The organism is Deltaproteobacteria bacterium, assembly GCA_021737785.1.
In the GTDB taxonomy this organism is placed as follows: domain Bacteria; phylum Desulfobacterota; class DSM-4660; order Desulfatiglandales; family Desulfatiglandaceae; genus AUK324.
The window spans coordinates 15,129-31,536 of record JAIPDI010000009.1 but is presented as its reverse complement, the minus strand read 5'-3'; the positions used below and the strand labels follow the sequence as shown (position 1 = coordinate 31,536).

Genomic DNA, 16,408 nt, shown 5'->3' with positions numbered 1-16,408 from the left:
CGCCTCGGGAGAGATAACCGATGCGTCTGTCTGCCCAGGACGGTGCTTTGGCTGAGGAAAGGAGGACCTGATGAAGATCGGCATCGTGGGAAGTGGATTTGTGGGATCGACCGCGGCATATGCCTTGATTGTTGCAGGCATTGGAAGGGAGATTGTCCTGGTGGACAAGGACCCCAAGCGGGCCCATGCAGAGGCCAATGACCTTCGTCATGCCGTGCCCTTTGCTCACCCCTTGACGGTGCACGACGGAGGGTACGAGGATCTTCAGGACAGCCGGGTGGTCATTGTGGCGGCCGGTGTTTCCCAAAAGCCTGGAGAGAGTCGTCTCGACCTTCTCAAAAGAAATGCGGAGGTGTTCCGGCAGGTGATTCCTGCAGTGGTGACAAACGCACCCGAGGCAATCATCGTTGTTGCCACCAATCCGCTGGACATTATGACCTATTTGGCCGCTTACTTCGCCTCTGAAAATGGCGTGCCGGCCAGCCGGGTACTCGGTTCGGGGACGATGTTGGATACGGCCCGGTTCCGGTCCCTCCTTGGGAGACATGTAGGGGTGGATGCCCATCACATCCACGGCTATGTCATCGGCGAGCACGGAGATTCTGAGGTGCTTACCTGGTCCCTGGTGACGGTGGGTTCCATGCATCTGGATGAGTTCTGCCGGCAGCAAGGCCTGCGAGTCGACGACGAAATAAGGGGAAGAATCACTGATGATGTGCGAAACGCCGCCTACACCATCATCGAGGGGAAAGGCGCGACCTACTATGGTGTGGGAAGCGCCCTGGCAAAAATTGCAGACGTGATCCTTCACGATCAGCGATCCCTATTGACCGTCTCCACGCCCTGCGCCGGATCAGAAGGAATTTCCGATGTCTCCATCTCTCTCCCTCGGGTGGTAGGCGGCCAAGGCGTCCTGTATACGCTGAATCCTCCACTGGACAATCGGGAAACCGATGCGCTCAGGCACAGCACCGGGATTATTCGGGAGGCGATCGCATCACTTCAGGACTTCCTGTAACAGCTCCCGCTTTCATCCGGCAAGCAGCAGGTCCGGCATTTCCATTTTTGCAGTCGGCCTGTTTTCTTGCATGATTTCTGCCGGGACAGGCACTTTATTTCTCTGAAACATGAGCAGGAGAAACCGCATGAAGGAAAAGGAAGAGATTTTGAAGACATTGGCCGATGCCATCGGCGAAGAAGGATGTGGGATATCTTGCGAAGAGGCCGATATCTTCAGGGATGAAGATGGATGGAAGATTTTTCTGGAGGGGTTTATGGAACCCTGGCCCCTCGGCAAGACAGTTGAGGAAGCCAAAGTACGGATACGGGAATATGCTTCCCAGGGCTTCGGACTGGCCTAGCCTGTTTCAAGAAGATCCTTGGGATCGGGAGAACGCTATCCATCCACTGCGGCCTTTCGCTTCCAGTAGGGATTCGTCAGGTCTTCAAAAATGGCGATGGCCGCCTCTGATCCCTGTCCGGCCGCAGTGACGATCTGTTTGTAACCGCCTTCAACATCGCCGGCCGCGTAAATGCCGGGGATACTGGTGCGGTGTCTCTCATCATGTTTGATATAGCCCTCGGGCGTCAGCTCAACGCCGATTTTTTTTGCGAGTTCCACGGCTGGTTCGTACCCGATAGCAACAAAGACCCCATCCACGGGCATGATCTCCGTCTTCCGGGTAAGGGTATTGAAGAGTACCACCTCCCGAACCTTGGCCTTTCCCCGGATCTCCTTCACTTCAGTATCGAAAATTACCGGGATGTTATCCGCATAGAGACTCTTGACGAGGTGTTCTTGCGCCCGCAAGGTGCCTCGTCGATGAATCAATGTCACATCTACACCGATGTGATGGAGGTTCAACGCCTCGGTTACCGCGCTATTGCCCCCGCCGAGGATGATCGCCTTCTTTCCTTTAAATAGAGGGCCGTCGCAGGTACTGCAATAGCTTACCCCCCGTCCGGAGAGCCTTGACTCTCCGGTCACGTTCAGGTGGCGGTGGACGGCGCCGGTGGCAAGCAGCAGGGCCTTGGCGGTAAAGCGCCTTCGGGTGGTGAGGACCTCCATCGGATCTCCGGGACGGATATCCACCACCTCTTCGTTAGGAAAGATATTCACATACTCGAGGGCGTGGTTGACCATGATATCCACCAGTGTTTTCCCGCCCACCTGGTTGAATCCCGGATAATTCTCGATTATCGGCGTGGTGGCCACCTGACCGCCCAGGGCTTCCCGCTCGATAATCACTGATTGAAGACCGCTTCGGGCCGTATAGATTCCTGCGGTTAACCCTGCCGGACCGCCGCCCACAATCACGACTTCAGTTTGAACCTCTTCGGCATCGCTCTCTGGAATGAAAACAGTCTGTTGCTCCAACCTTTGGAGCGACAGCATAAAGAGCTCTTCGGGCTGCGTCCCCGGGGCGATCAAGATGTCGTTTGCGAAAACCTGCGGTACACTGAATGCCGCATACTGATCCGCCAATTCCGGGTTTACCTGGATGTCGATAATTTCAAGAGAGATCAGGCCGGGCTTCTCAATTGCCGCTTTTAAACCATTGACCGCCTGCTGGGGGCAGTAAGGGCAGGAAGAACTCACAAAAATCTTCATATCCCTGGGCGTATCAATCTTTTCCAGCACCTGCCGGGAGTCCTCTGTAAGCATGGTATCCCGATAGCCCATCATGATGAGGGCCTCTATGAAGGTCCTCGCCTCCTCACCAACAGGCGCCCCCAGCCATCGCACCCGATAATGCTCCGGATCAAAGAGAAGGGTCGGAGCATGTGTGATAGCGTACTTTTTGGCCAGCTTATGTTTCAGGTCGAATTCCAGCAGGCTGATCTTGGGGGTAATTTCCCGGATCGAGCGGATCAGGTGTCTTACCGCGTCACCGAAAATGTCGTTACGAGATCTCTGTGTAAACAGGACCAAGGGCACTTCGTGCGGCATTTTTCTGAAAACCTCGATGAGTTGGGTATGGGCCTGTTCCTCTAGGACATTCTGCGTGTCTTTTTCTGTCTGTGTCTGTTTTGTCATAGCGTTCCCCCTTTGATCTGCGCCCGCGGGTTTCCGTTCACTGTGTCTAAAATATAGACGCCACCGCGGTTCGGGTCAATAGATGAGGTCTCCTCAGCCGATGAATACAGGATCGGCCCTATTCCTTTGAAGGGGCTATCTCCCTATTTTATAAGAAAGAAAATTAAAAGGAACACTCCAATCAGCCCGCGGTTGCAGCCTCCGGAGGAGGCGCAATCGTCTATTTTCAATTATCATATCGGGCCAGATACGCGGATTACGGCGCAGCCATCAAACAGGATCAATCTTTTTGACATCTTTAAAAGGGAGGTAATCAAATGAGAACCAAAAGTATGGTCGCACTCCTTATATTAGGAGGGATACTGGGAATCGTTGCAGCATTGTGGAGCAATACCGGATCTGGACTGGGAGCGGTCCGGATGGGGGAAGAGGGCATGTCCCCGGGCACACGAGAGACCATCATGATCCTGGGGTTGATCGGAGGGATCGGAGCCCTTCTTGCCGGATTCACCGTAAAAATCCTCCCCCGGAAGATATTGGGCGTGGCGTCGCTGGTGTTCGGGGCCTTGTTGGTGCCCTCCCTTTTTCAGGGAAACGTCCTGTCTATTGCGTCTATCCTTCTCCTTGTGGTCGTGGGGATCACCCTCCTGGCCAGGCCGATTCAGGAAACCCAAAGCCACACCGCGGGTTAATGACCTGAAGGGAGGCACCGGCCTACGGTCAAGACCCGTCACGCAGGTCCCAGGCTGCGGAAGAACAAGACAAGCGCGAACTGAGAAGGAGGATATGTATGAAGACCGGCGGCGTTGTTCAAGAGATTGCAGGACTGTACCGGATTATGGCCATGAATGTGCTCCGTCGGACCCCGGGGGTTTTCTTTGATACGGTGCCGCTGGATCTGATCCCTCGGATTGATGCAGTGGACCGGGTTATCCATGACAAAGGCGCGCGATCCCCTGGTCCGGTGGATCAAGAGGCCGCCCCCTGGTATATGCATCCCCAGCAAGACGACAACCTGGTCGTGCTTCATGGAACACGGCAAGTGGAACTTTACACCCCTGATTACGGCAAGGTCGAGGTGTTCAGCCTGGAGGCGAACCGGATCCAGCAAGGGGGAAACGTCTTGTTTGAGGGACCGGTTATGCTTGGCTGGCCTCGCCGGGTTTTCCATCGCATCAAAAGCGACGAACAGGCCGGGTCGGCTTCCATCAATTTCGCGGTCCATTACGACGGTTTCGACGTTCGAACAAACTTCAATATCTATGCCCTGAATACGGAAACCGGCTCTGCCCGGGTTATCCGTCAAGGACATCTGGACCAACCGGCGTGATGAGGACGACTCTTGGGAATCCTCGAATGATGAGCTAAGGGGGTCTGAATTGAAAAATATTTCCATCCGGGTTTTCGGCTACAGGACATGGGCTTCAACATACGGCGTAGACCCCATTTACGACGATGCATCACCGGATTATGGTCTTTGCAGATAGGGCCGGTACGGCGATACACATGAAAATTCAAAAAAGGAGGAGAAGACCATGGAACGATCACTGAGCAGTTCAAGGAGACCCTGGTGGATGACGAGCTATGGCAGGGAGCCGATGGGAGACATATGGTCCGACCGGTTATGGCCGGAAGTGCCCAGACAATGGGGCGAAGAATATCACCCCAGCATGGATTTGTATGAAAAAGATGGCAAATACCATTTAACGGCGGAATTGCCGGGAGTCCAAAAAGACGATATCTCCGTCACGGTTGAAGGCGATGTGGTGACCCTCAGCGGCAAGAAGGTGTCTGAGAAGGAAGAGAAGGGCGCCAACTACTATTTCAGCGAATCAAGACAAGGTTCATTTTCCAGATCTTTTCGACTGCCGGAAAAGGTGGATGAAGCCAAGGTCGATGCGCGATTTAAAGATGGGGTCCTGAAACTGGAGCTGCCCACCAAGCAGACGGAGAAGAGTCGTAAAATCGAAATTAAGGTATAGCGATAAGGAGTATTCAAATGAAAAGGATAGAGGAATTGTATCAGAGTGATGATTGGAAAACCGAAAAACATGTCCCGGTGATCGAATGTCCGGATAGTGTCCGGGGGGACGAGATGTTTGAAGTCAAAGTTACACTGGGCAAGGAGGTTGCCCATCCCAATACCACGGAACATCATATCCGCTGGATACAGCTTTATTTTCACGGCGATGGGGATAAGGCTCCGTATCAGGTAGGGAACTTTGAGTTTACCGCCCATGGGGAATCGGTGGAGGGGCCGGATAAAGGTCCTGTCTATACCCATCATTCGGTGACATCGGCCTTGAAGATAAAGAAACCTGGAACGCTTATTGCCACCTCTCTGTGCAATATCCATGGGCTCTGGGAAAACGTAAAGGAAGTCAAGTTGATGTAAGCGGTATTCGGTGCAGGGGCCTTCCTGCACCGGATGACAGTCATTCCTCTCAATTTTCAGAAACCCCGAACCATGAAAAGGAGGTGCAGGTGCGTCCCGGCAATCTTAAGACGAGGATATTTCTTGATGGCGGTGACCCGGAAGAAAGCGAGAGGTTGATACGTCTGATGGGTTTCTTGGATGGACAGACTACCAATCCTACACTGATCTCAAAGAACCCCGATGCCAGGCTGCGGATGGACCGGGGGAAGGGATTTGCAGAAGAAGAGCTTCTTGATTTCTATTGTCAAGTGGTTCAAGACATCGCCCGGAGGATGCCCGAAGGCTCCATATCGGTGGAAGTGTATGCAAGACCCGATACGCCCGCAGACCGCATGCTGGATCAGGCAAGGAAGATGTTTTCCTGGATTCCCAACGCACAGATCAAGTTTCCCTGCTCTCACGAGGGTCTCAAGGCAGCCCAACAGGCCGTGGCTCAGGGTATCCGGGTGAACATGACCCTCTGCTTCAGCCAGGAACAGGCCGCAGCAGTGTATGCGGCGACGCGGGGCGCAAATAGAGGCGATGTGTACGTTTCCCCGTTTGTGGGACGTCTGGATGATCGAGACCAAAACGGTATGGCCCTGGTGGAAAATATCCTTCGGATGTATCGAAACGGGGATGGACATGTGGAAGTGCTGGGTGCCAGCGTCCGGTCCCTGGACCACCTCCTTTACGGAATTCATCTGGGGTGTGACATTATCACGGCCCCTTACAAGATACTGAATGAATGGGGAAAAAACGGTCTGACCCTGCCAGGTCCGGACTACCGATATGCTCCGGCTGGATTGGGGCCTATTCCATATGAACAAATTGATCTGGGTCAGGCCTGGCACCTCTATGAGATCGATCACGAGCTCACCACCAAAGGGATGGAGATGTTCTCAGAGGATTGGGACCAACTGATTATCTGAGCAGAAAGAAAAGATTTTCATGGAAGATTCCGACTTCGACGTCATCATATTGGGTTCGGGCCCGGCAGGACTTCAAGCGGCCATCCACGCGGCCCGCAGAAAAGCATCGGTATTGGTTCTGGGTCGTGTCCACAAGAGCAGCGCTTTCACCGCCCATATTGAGAATTACATCTGCATAGGAGGAGAAGCCGGAGGAGACCTGTTGAAACAGGCCAGTACCAAAGCCGCGGAATCCGGTGCCGCTCTTCTGGAGGAGGATGTGATGGAACTGGCCCGGTCGGACGGAGAGTTCTCAGTGCGGGTGGAAAGCGGCAGAACCTTCAGAGCCAGGGCCCTCATCCTTGCCATGGGCGTTTCCCGGAACAAGCTGGGTGTAAGAGGGGAAAAGGAGTTGCTGGGAAAGGGGGTCAGCTATTGCGTAGATTGCGATGCGGGATTCTACAGGGAAGCGGATGTTGCGGTGGTGGGCTGCGGGAGTGCAGCGGTGAGCGGGGCCCTGACCCTTATTTTCTATGCCCGTGAGGTGCACCTGGTATGCGATGAACTGGATGTGGCCGACTATCTGAATGAAAGATTGAAGGAAAGCACCATTACCATCCATGAAAATGTAAAAGTAGTGGAGATCGAGGGCAATGACACGGTAAGCGCAATCTTATTTGATGACGGGACCAAGCTCAATGTGAGCGGCGTGTTCATAGAACAGGGGGCCAAAGGGGCGACGACACTCCTGGCAAATTTGGGCGTGTCGCTGGACACTGAAACCCTGCGGTATATTACCACCAATAAGAAGCAGGAGACGAATATCCCCGGAATATATGCGGCCGGCGATATTTGCGGTCCGCCGTGGCAGGTGGCCAAGGCGGTGGGTGAAGGCTGTGTGGCCGGACTGGAAGCAGCGCCCTATGCCAGGAAGCTTGCGAGCGGAAAAACCGGATAACCCTCTTTCAAGCGGCCTTTCGCTTCCCTCTGCAGCCATGGTTTTGCCCTGCTGCCCGGTAACCCCCTTAATGATATCCCACAAATCAGTGCTTCTTCGGGCCGTCTCTCACGTTCCAATTATTAACCGTCTCATATTTGTCTTTACACCGTCATTCCGGCATGACGAAGACGTGGGTACTATTTCGAGGCAGTTAATAAGCCCAGATCAACCATAATTTTAGGGGAAAAACGCCAAAGAAAGGAGTCATCAGATGACCGCTTATCTGCAAATCACCCTCAACATTCGGTCCAAGAATCGTTCCGCGGCCGCGGAGATCTATGGCAAATACAGAGAGCCTTTCCTGACCCGGATTAAAGGGGCCCGGACAAAGCATCTCCTTGTCAGGGACGAAGACGTTCAGGTTCTGCACGGGTTTGAGAAGACAGAGGATGCACAGGCCTATCTGGAGAGCGATCTCTTTACCGAGGATGTGGTGGAAGCATTAAAGCCCTTACTGGAGGCAGAACCGGATATCAGGATTTATTATGTGGCCGGTTAGCGGAAAGGGGCGCACGACTGCCATCTAAACAAAGGGCGGAATCATGACAGAACATCAACAGACCGATAAACACGGAAAACAAGGTTCGTCCCGTGGGCCTGCACAATCTGAAAACCATAAAATGCACAAGCGCCATAACGGGACTCCCCACAATGACGGGAAATCGAGTACTGGTCATGACGGCCATAAGGACGGCGATCACCATGCCCACATGGTAGCCGAGTTCAGAAGACGGTTCTGGATTTCTCTGGGGGTTTCCCTCCCCATTTTGGTGTTGTCGCCCATGATTCAGTCCTTTTTGGGTTTCAAAGAGGCGGTTGGATTTCCGGGTGACGTCTATGTATTGTGGGGTCTTTCCTCGTTTGTCTTTTTTTACGGCGGCTGGCCGTTTCTCAAAGGCCTCTTTGATGAACTGGGAAAAAATCAGCCCGGAATGATGACCCTCATCGCCGTTGCCATTGCCGTTGCTTACGGCTACAGCAGCGTGGTGGTATTCGGCTTGAGGGGAAAGGTCTTTTTCTGGGAACTGGCCACCCTGATCGACATCATGCTTTTGGGCCACTGGATCGAGATGAGATCCGTCATGGGGGCTTCCCGCGCCCTGGAGGAACTCGCCAATCTCATGCCCTCCGACGCCCACAAGGTCATGCCGGATGGAAACATTGAGGATGTTCCCATCCGGGAACTGGAGCCCGGAAATAAGGTGCTCATAAAACCGGGAGAAAAGGTGCCGGTAGACGGGGAAGTGGTAGAGGGTGAAAGCTCGGTCAATGAGGCCATGCTTACCGGGGAATCCAAACCGGTGGAAAAGGGCGTGGGTGCCCGGCTCATTGGAGGGTCCATCAACGGGGAAGGCTCTCTGACTGCGGAAGTCAGGAAAACGGGGAAGGATTCATTTCTTTCCCAGATGATCGACCTGGTGGAGCAGGCGCAACAGAGTAAGTCCAGGAGCCAGAATCTGGCCGATCGCGCTGCCCTGTGGTTGACCATCATCGCATTGAGCAGTGGCGCCATCACCCTGATAATATGGCTGGCCGTGGTTCATCGGGATTTTGCCTTCTCCCTGGAGCGCACCGTTACCGTGATGGTCATCACCTGCCCCCATGCATTGGGACTGGCAGTTCCCCTGGTAGTGGCCGTTTCCACGGCCTTGTCGGCCAAAAACGGTCTTCTGATACGGAACCGGGCCGCATTTGAACGGGGGAGAAACATCCAGGCCATTATATTTGACAAGACCGGAACCCTGACCAAAGGGGAATTCGGGGTAACCGATACGGTCTCCTTCCCGGAAGACATGGATGAAGAGGCGCTGCTTCAATATGCCGCCGCCGTTGAGAGACACTCGGAACATCCCATTGCCAAAGGAATCGCAGCTTCGGTGGAGCAGGCTCAGAAGGTGGAAGACTTCACGTCCATTCCGGGAAGAGGTGCCCAGGGCAAGGTGGACGGAAAGGAGGTAAAGGTTGTCAGCCCCGGATATTTGGAAGAGAACGACATTAAAATGGAAGACGAAAGGATAAAGAAATTCCACTCCCAGGGAAAGACAGTGGTTTTTGTAATTATAGACGGGGATCTCAGAGGGGCCGTTGCGCTTGCGGATATCATCCGCGAGGAATCCAAGAAGGCCATCTCCAGGCTCAAGGAGATGGACATTCGATGTATGATGCTCACCGGAGATAATGAACTGGTGGCCAAGTGGGTCGCGGATCAAATCGGCCTGGATGAATATTTTGCTGAAGTTCTGCCCAAGGATAAAGCAGATAAGGTCAAGGAGATCCAGTCCAGGGGCCTGGTGGTGGCCATGACCGGCGACGGCGTCAACGATGCCCCGGCCTTGGCCCAGGCGGATGTGGGCATCGCCATCGGCGCCGGTACGGACGTGGCCGTTCAGACCGCGGATGTTATTCTGGTGAGGAGCAATCCCCTGGATGCGGTGGCCATCTTGGATCTCTCCCGGGCGACCTATCGGAAGATGATCCAGAACCTGGCCTGGGCCACCGGGTACAATGCCATTGCCATCCCTCTTGCAGCAGGGGTGCTGTATTCCTACGGGGTTCTCCTGTCCCCGGCCGTGGGGGCCGTTCTGATGTCGCTCAGCACGGTGATTGTGGCCATTAATGCCAAATTCTTGAAAATTCCCGAACAGACATCGCTGAAGGCCGAGACATAGTGCTTGGTGACCGAAATGCCTGTGAATAAGCAGACCGGATGGACAGGATCCATTGGACACAAGCGCCCGCCATCGGTGTTCTATTGCGGGATGAGGAGGCAAGTCATGGGTTTGAAGAAGCTGCCCTTAATCGCTTCGGCAGTGATGTGGGGCATGATTTTCCGGGGACCTTCTCTTGCACAAGTCAGAGGATCTGACGACTGGCACATCGGCTCCAGGATGATGGGGGGCTGGGGCATGGGTTGGTTCGGAGGCATTTTTATGGTGATACTTTCCGCTCTGATTATCATAGGAGTGGTGTATCTCATCAAGTGGCTGGTGGATAGCTCAAGAACCGCATCAAAAGATACGGCCGGAAACGCCTCCCGCGCACTGGATATTCTCAAGGAACGGTATGCCCGAGGAGAAATAGACAGGAAGGAATTTGAAGAAAAGAAAAAAGACCTGCTGACCTGAGATAGTCGCCACCGGACATTGCCCACGCACCAGTTCGTATTTTTCATGCCAGCCCGCCTTGGGGTTTTTCAGCGCTTTGAATGAGACCCCCTGCCGAACCCCACGTCCGATGGTCGCTTTATTGCAGAGGTAACTGGGGAGACCCCGATTGAGTGAAGCTCTATGCTTTATCACAAATAAAGTGATACGAAACATCCTTGCCTTTGTGTATTTGTGTGAGATACTCTTGGCTCCAGTTATGCCGCATTAGGGACGAAGGGAGGAGTTTGAATGAAAGTGAAGCATGCTGTTTTCTTATACCTATCCTTATTAGGATTGGGGGTGTTCATCCCATGTCCAAGCCATGGCGCAGTGGAAGTGACCATCCACAGCACCTTGAACCTGGAAGAGACGCCGCTGGACATTGTAATATCAACCCACGGCAAATATATCTTTGTTCTCACAGACAAGGGAAACGTGCTGGTCTACGGCCCGGACGGAAAATTGAGTGACGTCATACCGGTTGACAAATCCGTAGACGCCATCAAGGCCGGTCCCAGGGAAGAAATCCTTGTTCTTGTGAACAGCAAGGAGAAAACCGTTCAAGTTGTGATTCTCGACTTTGTGCAGGAAATCGATGTGACCGGTTCGCCTTTCAAAGGGGCAGCGGATGCACCGGTAACCATCGCCCTTTTCACCGACTTCCAATGCGCCTACTGCGCGAAGATTTCACCTCTGCTCGATCACGTGGTGGGAAAAAACAAGGACCGGGTCAAACTGGTCTTCAAGAATTTCCCCCTGAGATCGCATCAGTTCGCCCGAGAAGCGGCTGCTGCAGCGCTCGCGGCCGGCAAGCAGGGAAAATTCTGGGAGTATCACGACCGTCTCTTTCAGAACTACGACCGGCTGAATCATCAGGTCATTCAGGAACAGGCCCAACAACTCGGGCTCGATATGCCGAAGTTTGAGAAAGACATGAATGACCCGCAAATCCTGCAGATGATCAACCGGGATATGCAGGATGGCGCAAAGGCCGGGGTGAGAGGGACTCCGACGATGTTCGTGAACGGGCTCCTCCTGCGGAATACCAGCCTGGAGGGATTTCAGACGGCCATAGACAAGGCACTGGAGAAAAGGGGCAAGGAAAACGACTAATAGAACGCCCTGAAAAGAATATGGAATCCTGATCTCTTAGCAGACTTTAACCCCAAGCCCCGGGCAATTGGCGGCTCGGGGGTATACGTTAATCGCAATAAGGGATTATGCGCTTTCTTCTGTCGGAACAACGCTTACGGGTACGGGTGCATTTTTTACCACCTTCTCTGTGACACTTCCAAAGGCAAACGTCCCTTTCCGCCCCCGTTTTGCCATCACCACCATATCGATGCCCTCTTCCCGGATCAACTTCAATATCTCATCGGCCGGATCCCCAATGGCGATGTGTTTGATATAGAGTGGGCAACTTTCAAGGTACTCGTTGCAGATCCAGTTTAATCTTTCTTCAGCCTTTTGCCGTTCCCACTCGTGGATCTTTTCGATATGAGACGCGTCAAACACCCCGTACCAGGGTTCATGAATAGCGAGTTCTTCAATGACATAGAGGAGATGAACCTCGCTTTGAAATTGCTGGCTCAGGCCGGTCACCAGGGGCAATGCTTTCTCGGCATTTCCGGATAAATCGGTAGGCCACAGGATCTTCTGTACTTTCATCAGTTTTCCTCCTTAAAAATATGAGTGTATTTGCCAAGAAGGTGGAATGTCACATGCTATATAGTGCCTGAACGAAAACCCCGTTCAGGCACTATTGAAAATTCAAGAATTGATGCATTCGTAAAAAGTCGTCACCCCGTTGAAAAACGGGGTCCAGAGGTTTTGTAACTGATTGAATATACTGGATTCCGGCTTTCGCCGGAATGACGAAAAATGACATTTCCTGACTTTTTACGAGACCATCAAGAATTGAAAAGTGAAAATTGGTGGAGCAAATTTTACATTAACAGAACCTCTTCTCATATTTCACTGTTCCTTGATTTTCCAGGATTCCGTTCGGGTACCATATACATTGTTTTCATTCATCGCGGGTTTATCTATAGTAAAAATGTAAAGATCATGGGAATAGGGTCCAACATGTATTGTGCCTGCATCCGGACAGTATGAAAGCATAAACCGGATGCATCCGCCGCTGTGCTCCGGGACTCGCAGGGAGCGCTTTGTCTGCTGATCGCCCCCTGGATGCCGGGCCTGCCGGATCCCCGCCCATGTTTCCAGTCGGGCGATATGGTCACCTTTCAAGGTTTCCTTATTTTCCGGACTTTTGAACAGGAGACACCTGCAAAATCGCGGGCATACTGTTTTTGTGATGACAGAATACAAGGGATACGGTATTTCATTTTCATGAATTGTCTGTCAAATAGAAGAGAACCAAATCATGCCATTGAAACAGTCATTGGAATGTAAACCAGGGGAGAACCCATACATCGGATTAAGACGATAGGATGGAGGATAGGTATGAAAAGAAGAGGTCTTACAGGCATTATCTCGATGATTGTTACCATCATATGGGCGTCCACAGTCTGGTGTGCTGAACCGCGGGATTCCGACCACGCCTCTTCATCCACTGCTTCTGATACTGAGGCCCGGGAGAGTGAGGGCATGATGTCGTCGATGAAGGGTGACAAAATGAAGATGCATCAGATGATGGGCGACATGATCGACAAGCGGTTGGAAAAAAGGATGGACGGCATAATGGCGGAAATGCTGCAGAAAAAAATGTCCGAAAAGGATGGAAGGCTCATGCACGGCGGGAAAAGGGGTATCGGTGAGCATGCGCTCATGGAGCCCTTTCATCGGTGGATGGGATGTCTGATGTCCAGGTGGGAGGTGTTGGATCTGTCACCCGAACAGAAGGGGGCTATGGATGATGCCCTTACCCGCCATCTTATGGCTGCCATCCGGTTCCGGGCCGAAGCGCGGGCCCTTGGGATAAGCCTGAAGCACGCTTTAAGAAAAGACCCCCTGGATCTCCAATCCATTGAGAATCTGGTGCGGAAGTTGACCGATCAGGAATTCGCGCTTCTGATGGAGGGAATCAGGCTCTATGAGGAGGTGCTCGGCATTTTGACCAGTGCCCAGCGGGAAAAGATCGAAGAGATCATCGGCAGTCCTTTTCCGCCTCCCTGGAAAGACATGACCCCGGGACCACGCTTCAAAGATCCCGGAACCGGATCTCCAATACCGGACGCGAAAATGAAGAAGCCGGAAAAGGGAGGTTCCCAGGCCCACCGTCAGTAAGCCGGATCCCTGGGATCAAGCTTCACCTGGCAATCCACCTCCTGACGGACAGCGGACCCGGAGCAGTTACAGGGGATATAAGGAATCATCAGTGAATACCGCGGGGGCGGTCGGCATACGAGATGCCGGAAAACGATCTGAGAGGAACTTATGACCAAGGATGCCCTGTTTAGGGCCAGCGAAATGCTGGACATGGCCGTTCGAATCGAGCACCAGGGATTGAAGTTCTACGAGGCGTGCCAGGCTTCCCAGGCAGACCCCGAGGTGAAGGAGGTATTCAAATATCTAATGGATCAGGAAAAAGCGCACGCCCGAGTGTTCTCCCATATGAGGGAGGAACTTCGGGAGGACTATACACTGCCTGAGAGTTACCCCGGGGAGATGCGAAATTATCTGGATGCCTTTGTCAAGGGGGAGGTGTTCGAAGACCCTGGCCAGGCCGGTGAAAAGGGGAGCGAAATGAAAGATCCCGTGGAGGCCGTTGATTTCGGGCTGGAAATCGAAAAGGCGTCCATTTTGTTCTATTCGGGGATGAAACAGTATGTGAGGGCCTCTGAGGTCCGGAATGTGGATAGAATAATCGCCGAAGAGCAGCAGCATGTCAAACGGCTGTTGTCCCTTCGAAAAAAGATGGAAGCCTGAGCAGAGGACATGAGTTTGCTCTGATGGAAACCGGAACAAAAAAACCGTACCAGGTGATTTCAAGGAAGGCCTTTCTGGACCTCATGGGGCGTCTTATGAAAGAAAAGCGCGTAATGGGTCCACGGGGCCGACCGGATCAGCCGGGGTTTCATTATTTCGATTGGGTGGACGATCCCGAAGCGCTGACCATGGACTACACCACCACGACCCTTCCCCCCAAAAAGGCCTTTTTCCCGCCCACCGAGACCCTCTTGACGTTCACCCTTGGAAATCCTCCCAAGGTGTCGGAAAGCTGGCTGGAAGACCCTTTTGTGCTGGTGGGCGTACACCCCTGTGACCTGTCTGCAATCGAGGCATTGGATCGGGCCTATGCATATCCCCCGCCGGACCGGCGGTGGCAGCACAATCGCAAACGCGCTACCATCATAGGGGTAGACTGTTTGCCGGATTCGTATTGTTTTTGCGAATCCTTGGGAATTTCCCAAGCCCGAAGGCCCTGCGATCTTTTTCTGACCCCCATTCGCAGAGGGTATTTTGTGGAAATTTATTCTCCTTCGGGAGAACAGATGCTGAATCAGGGGGAATGCTCCGAGGCCGGGCCAAGGGACTTCCGGGATGTTCTCGACTGGCACCAGAAAAAAAGGGGACGGTTCACGACCCGTCTGGACGCAAATGCGGACGAGTTGGCGAACATCCTGGAGATGGGTGATTTTTCAGAGATCTGGGAGGATATTGCCTCACGCTGTTATAGCTGCGGGTCGTGCAACACCACCTGTCCCGCATGTTTTTGCTTCAACATGGAGGACGATTTTGATTGGACCCTGAACAGCGGTGTGAGACGACGGACCTGGGATTCCTGCCAGTTGGTGGATTTCGCAATAGTGGCAGGGGAGCATAATTTCCGGGGGGAACGGCGGGACCGGGTCAGGCACCGATGGCATCGAAAGTTCCTTTACCTCTATAGAAAGTTCGGTCGATCCTATTGTACCGGGTGTGGCCGGTGCAGCCGGGCCTGTACGGCCGATATCAATATCGCCGATGAGACTAACCGTATAATCTCGGCCTTCAGGAAAGGGACCGGAAATGCCTGAAATTAAATCAGCGGAACAAAAACCCCCGTATTATCCCTCCTATTTTCCGGATTTGGCGAGAATCGTCCGGATCAAACAGGAGGTCATGGATGCGGTGATCGAACTGGAGATGGCCGGGGGCAGGCCCCTGGGGCACATGCCGGGCCAATTCGTCCAGGTATCCATGTTCGGATACGGCGAGATCCCCATCTCGGTCTGCTCCCCGCCCGGTCGGGCAGAAAGATTCAAGCTGTGTGTCCGTCCCGTGGGCCGCGTGAGCAAGGCCCTTCATGAAGCCGCCGAAGGGGATTGGGTGGGGATCCGGGGGCCTTTCGGCCGCGGATTTCCCGTCGAGATCATGGAAGGGAGGGACATCCTCCTTGCAGCCGGGGGGATCGGATTGGCCCCTCTGCGATCACTGGTCCAGTATCTTAGGGATCATCGGGAGGCGTACGGACGGATCATTCTGGTGTATGGCGCCAGAAATCCCTCTCTGATTCTGTTCAAGGAGGATGTGGATACCTGGTGCCGGGACCCAAGCATGGAGATGTATGTGACCGTGGATGAGGCGGATGAATCCTGGACCGGCCGGACCGGGGTTCTCACCGGACCCATCAAGGAGGAAATCGAGATCAGCCCTGTTCAAACCATGGCCGCGGTAGTGGGACCGCCGGTGATGTACCGGTTTGTGGCCGCGGAACTCCTGGCAAAGGGGATGAGTAAACGGAAGATCTACTTTTCCCTGGAGCGGCATTTCAAGTGCGGGATCGGAAAGTGCGGCCATTGTCAACTGAATGGGATTTACGTGTGCCAGGACGGACCTGTTTTCCGGTATTCCGATCTGGTGGGTCTGTCAGAAGCCGTGGAAGCATGGGCACCGGAATAAGGTTCCACGGGTCAGGAACCTGGAACCAGGTGAACGGCCCTATGAAATTCT

Annotated in this window: 18 protein-coding genes; 16 read left to right on the top strand and 2 right to left on the bottom strand. The window is 53.5% G+C overall.

Annotated features, from left to right (window positions below; translation table 11 throughout):
* Positions 1-70: 70 nt before the first annotated feature.
* Together K9N21_06560 and K9N21_06555 are read left to right on the top strand one after the other, a co-directional pair.
* Positions 71-1,018 carry an L-lactate dehydrogenase gene (locus K9N21_06560; GenBank protein MCF8143565.1) on the top strand — a complete coding sequence of 316 codons (948 nt, stop codon included), beginning with the start codon at positions 71-73 and terminating at the stop codon, positions 1,016-1,018.
* Between the two features lie 127 nt (positions 1,019-1,145).
* Positions 1,146-1,361 (top strand): hypothetical protein, encoded by a 216-nt coding sequence (locus K9N21_06555; GenBank protein ID MCF8143564.1) that lies wholly within the window; start codon positions 1,146-1,148, stop codon positions 1,359-1,361.
* Between the two features lie 35 nt (positions 1,362-1,396).
* On the opposite strand, the gene K9N21_06550 is transcribed toward K9N21_06555, so the two are convergent.
* A complete protein-coding gene (locus K9N21_06550; GenBank protein ID MCF8143563.1) occupies positions 1,397-3,037 on the bottom strand; it encodes an FAD-dependent oxidoreductase in 1,641 nt (546 codons plus the stop codon).
* A gap of 317 nt (positions 3,038-3,354) precedes the next feature.
* Between K9N21_06550 and K9N21_06545 the strand changes: the two genes are divergently transcribed.
* From K9N21_06545 to K9N21_06500, 10 genes are all read left to right on the top strand, one after another.
* Entirely contained in the window at positions 3,355-3,729 is a 375-nt protein-coding gene (locus K9N21_06545; GenBank protein ID MCF8143562.1) for a hypothetical protein, read from the top strand.
* 98 nt (positions 3,730-3,827) lie between these two features.
* Entirely contained in the window at positions 3,828-4,367 is a 540-nt protein-coding gene (locus K9N21_06540) for a hypothetical protein (protein MCF8143561.1), read from the top strand.
* Between the two features lie 205 nt (positions 4,368-4,572).
* Positions 4,573-5,019, top strand: coding sequence for an Hsp20/alpha crystallin family protein (locus tag K9N21_06535; protein ID MCF8143560.1), 447 nt, complete (start codon positions 4,573-4,575; stop codon positions 5,017-5,019).
* 17 nt (positions 5,020-5,036) lie between these two features.
* Positions 5,037-5,432 carry a class II SORL domain-containing protein gene (locus K9N21_06530; GenBank protein MCF8143559.1) on the top strand — a complete coding sequence of 132 codons (396 nt, stop codon included), beginning with the start codon at positions 5,037-5,039 and terminating at the stop codon, positions 5,430-5,432.
* Between the two features lie 89 nt (positions 5,433-5,521).
* Positions 5,522-6,385, top strand: a complete 864-nt coding sequence (locus K9N21_06525; GenBank protein MCF8143558.1) for a transaldolase — start codon at positions 5,522-5,524, stop codon at positions 6,383-6,385.
* A 19-nt stretch (positions 6,386-6,404) separates the two neighbouring features.
* A complete protein-coding gene (locus tag K9N21_06520; GenBank protein ID MCF8143557.1) occupies positions 6,405-7,322 on the top strand; it encodes an NAD(P)/FAD-dependent oxidoreductase in 918 nt (305 codons plus the stop codon).
* A 253-nt stretch (positions 7,323-7,575) separates the two neighbouring features.
* Positions 7,576-7,863 (top strand): hypothetical protein, encoded by a 288-nt coding sequence (locus K9N21_06515; GenBank protein MCF8143556.1) that lies wholly within the window; start codon positions 7,576-7,578, stop codon positions 7,861-7,863.
* Between the two features lie 43 nt (positions 7,864-7,906).
* Positions 7,907-10,033, top strand: a complete 2,127-nt coding sequence (gene cadA / locus K9N21_06510; GenBank protein MCF8143555.1) for a cadmium-translocating P-type ATPase — start codon at positions 7,907-7,909, stop codon at positions 10,031-10,033.
* A gap of 219 nt (positions 10,034-10,252) precedes the next feature.
* Entirely contained in the window at positions 10,253-10,489 is a 237-nt protein-coding gene (locus K9N21_06505) for an SHOCT domain-containing protein (protein MCF8143554.1), read from the top strand.
* A gap of 270 nt (positions 10,490-10,759) precedes the next feature.
* Positions 10,760-11,623 carry a thioredoxin domain-containing protein gene (locus K9N21_06500; protein MCF8143553.1) on the top strand — a complete coding sequence of 288 codons (864 nt, stop codon included), beginning with the start codon at positions 10,760-10,762 and terminating at the stop codon, positions 11,621-11,623.
* A gap of 105 nt (positions 11,624-11,728) precedes the next feature.
* Here the strand turns inward: K9N21_06500 and K9N21_06495 are convergent, their stop codons facing one another.
* Complete coding sequence (locus K9N21_06495; protein MCF8143552.1) at positions 11,729-12,178, bottom strand: universal stress protein; 450 nt, start codon at positions 12,176-12,178, stop codon at positions 11,729-11,731.
* Positions 12,179-12,976: 798 nt separating this feature from the next.
* Here K9N21_06495 and K9N21_06490 point away from each other — a divergent pair.
* The 4 genes from K9N21_06490 (at position 12,977) to K9N21_06475 (ending at position 16,357) form a co-directional block, all read left to right on the top strand.
* Positions 12,977-13,759 (top strand): periplasmic heavy metal sensor, encoded by a 783-nt coding sequence (locus K9N21_06490; GenBank protein ID MCF8143551.1) that lies wholly within the window; start codon positions 12,977-12,979, stop codon positions 13,757-13,759.
* Between the two features lie 150 nt (positions 13,760-13,909).
* Complete coding sequence (locus K9N21_06485) at positions 13,910-14,401, top strand: ferritin family protein (protein MCF8143550.1); 492 nt, start codon at positions 13,910-13,912, stop codon at positions 14,399-14,401.
* A gap of 23 nt (positions 14,402-14,424) precedes the next feature.
* Complete coding sequence (locus K9N21_06480; protein MCF8143549.1) at positions 14,425-15,492, top strand: 4Fe-4S dicluster domain-containing protein; 1,068 nt, start codon at positions 14,425-14,427, stop codon at positions 15,490-15,492.
* Entirely contained in the window at positions 15,485-16,357 is an 873-nt protein-coding gene (locus K9N21_06475; GenBank protein MCF8143548.1) for an FAD/NAD(P)-binding protein, read from the top strand. The genes K9N21_06480 and K9N21_06475 overlap by 8 nt, the downstream gene beginning before the upstream one ends.
* Positions 16,358-16,408 lie beyond the last annotated feature (51 nt).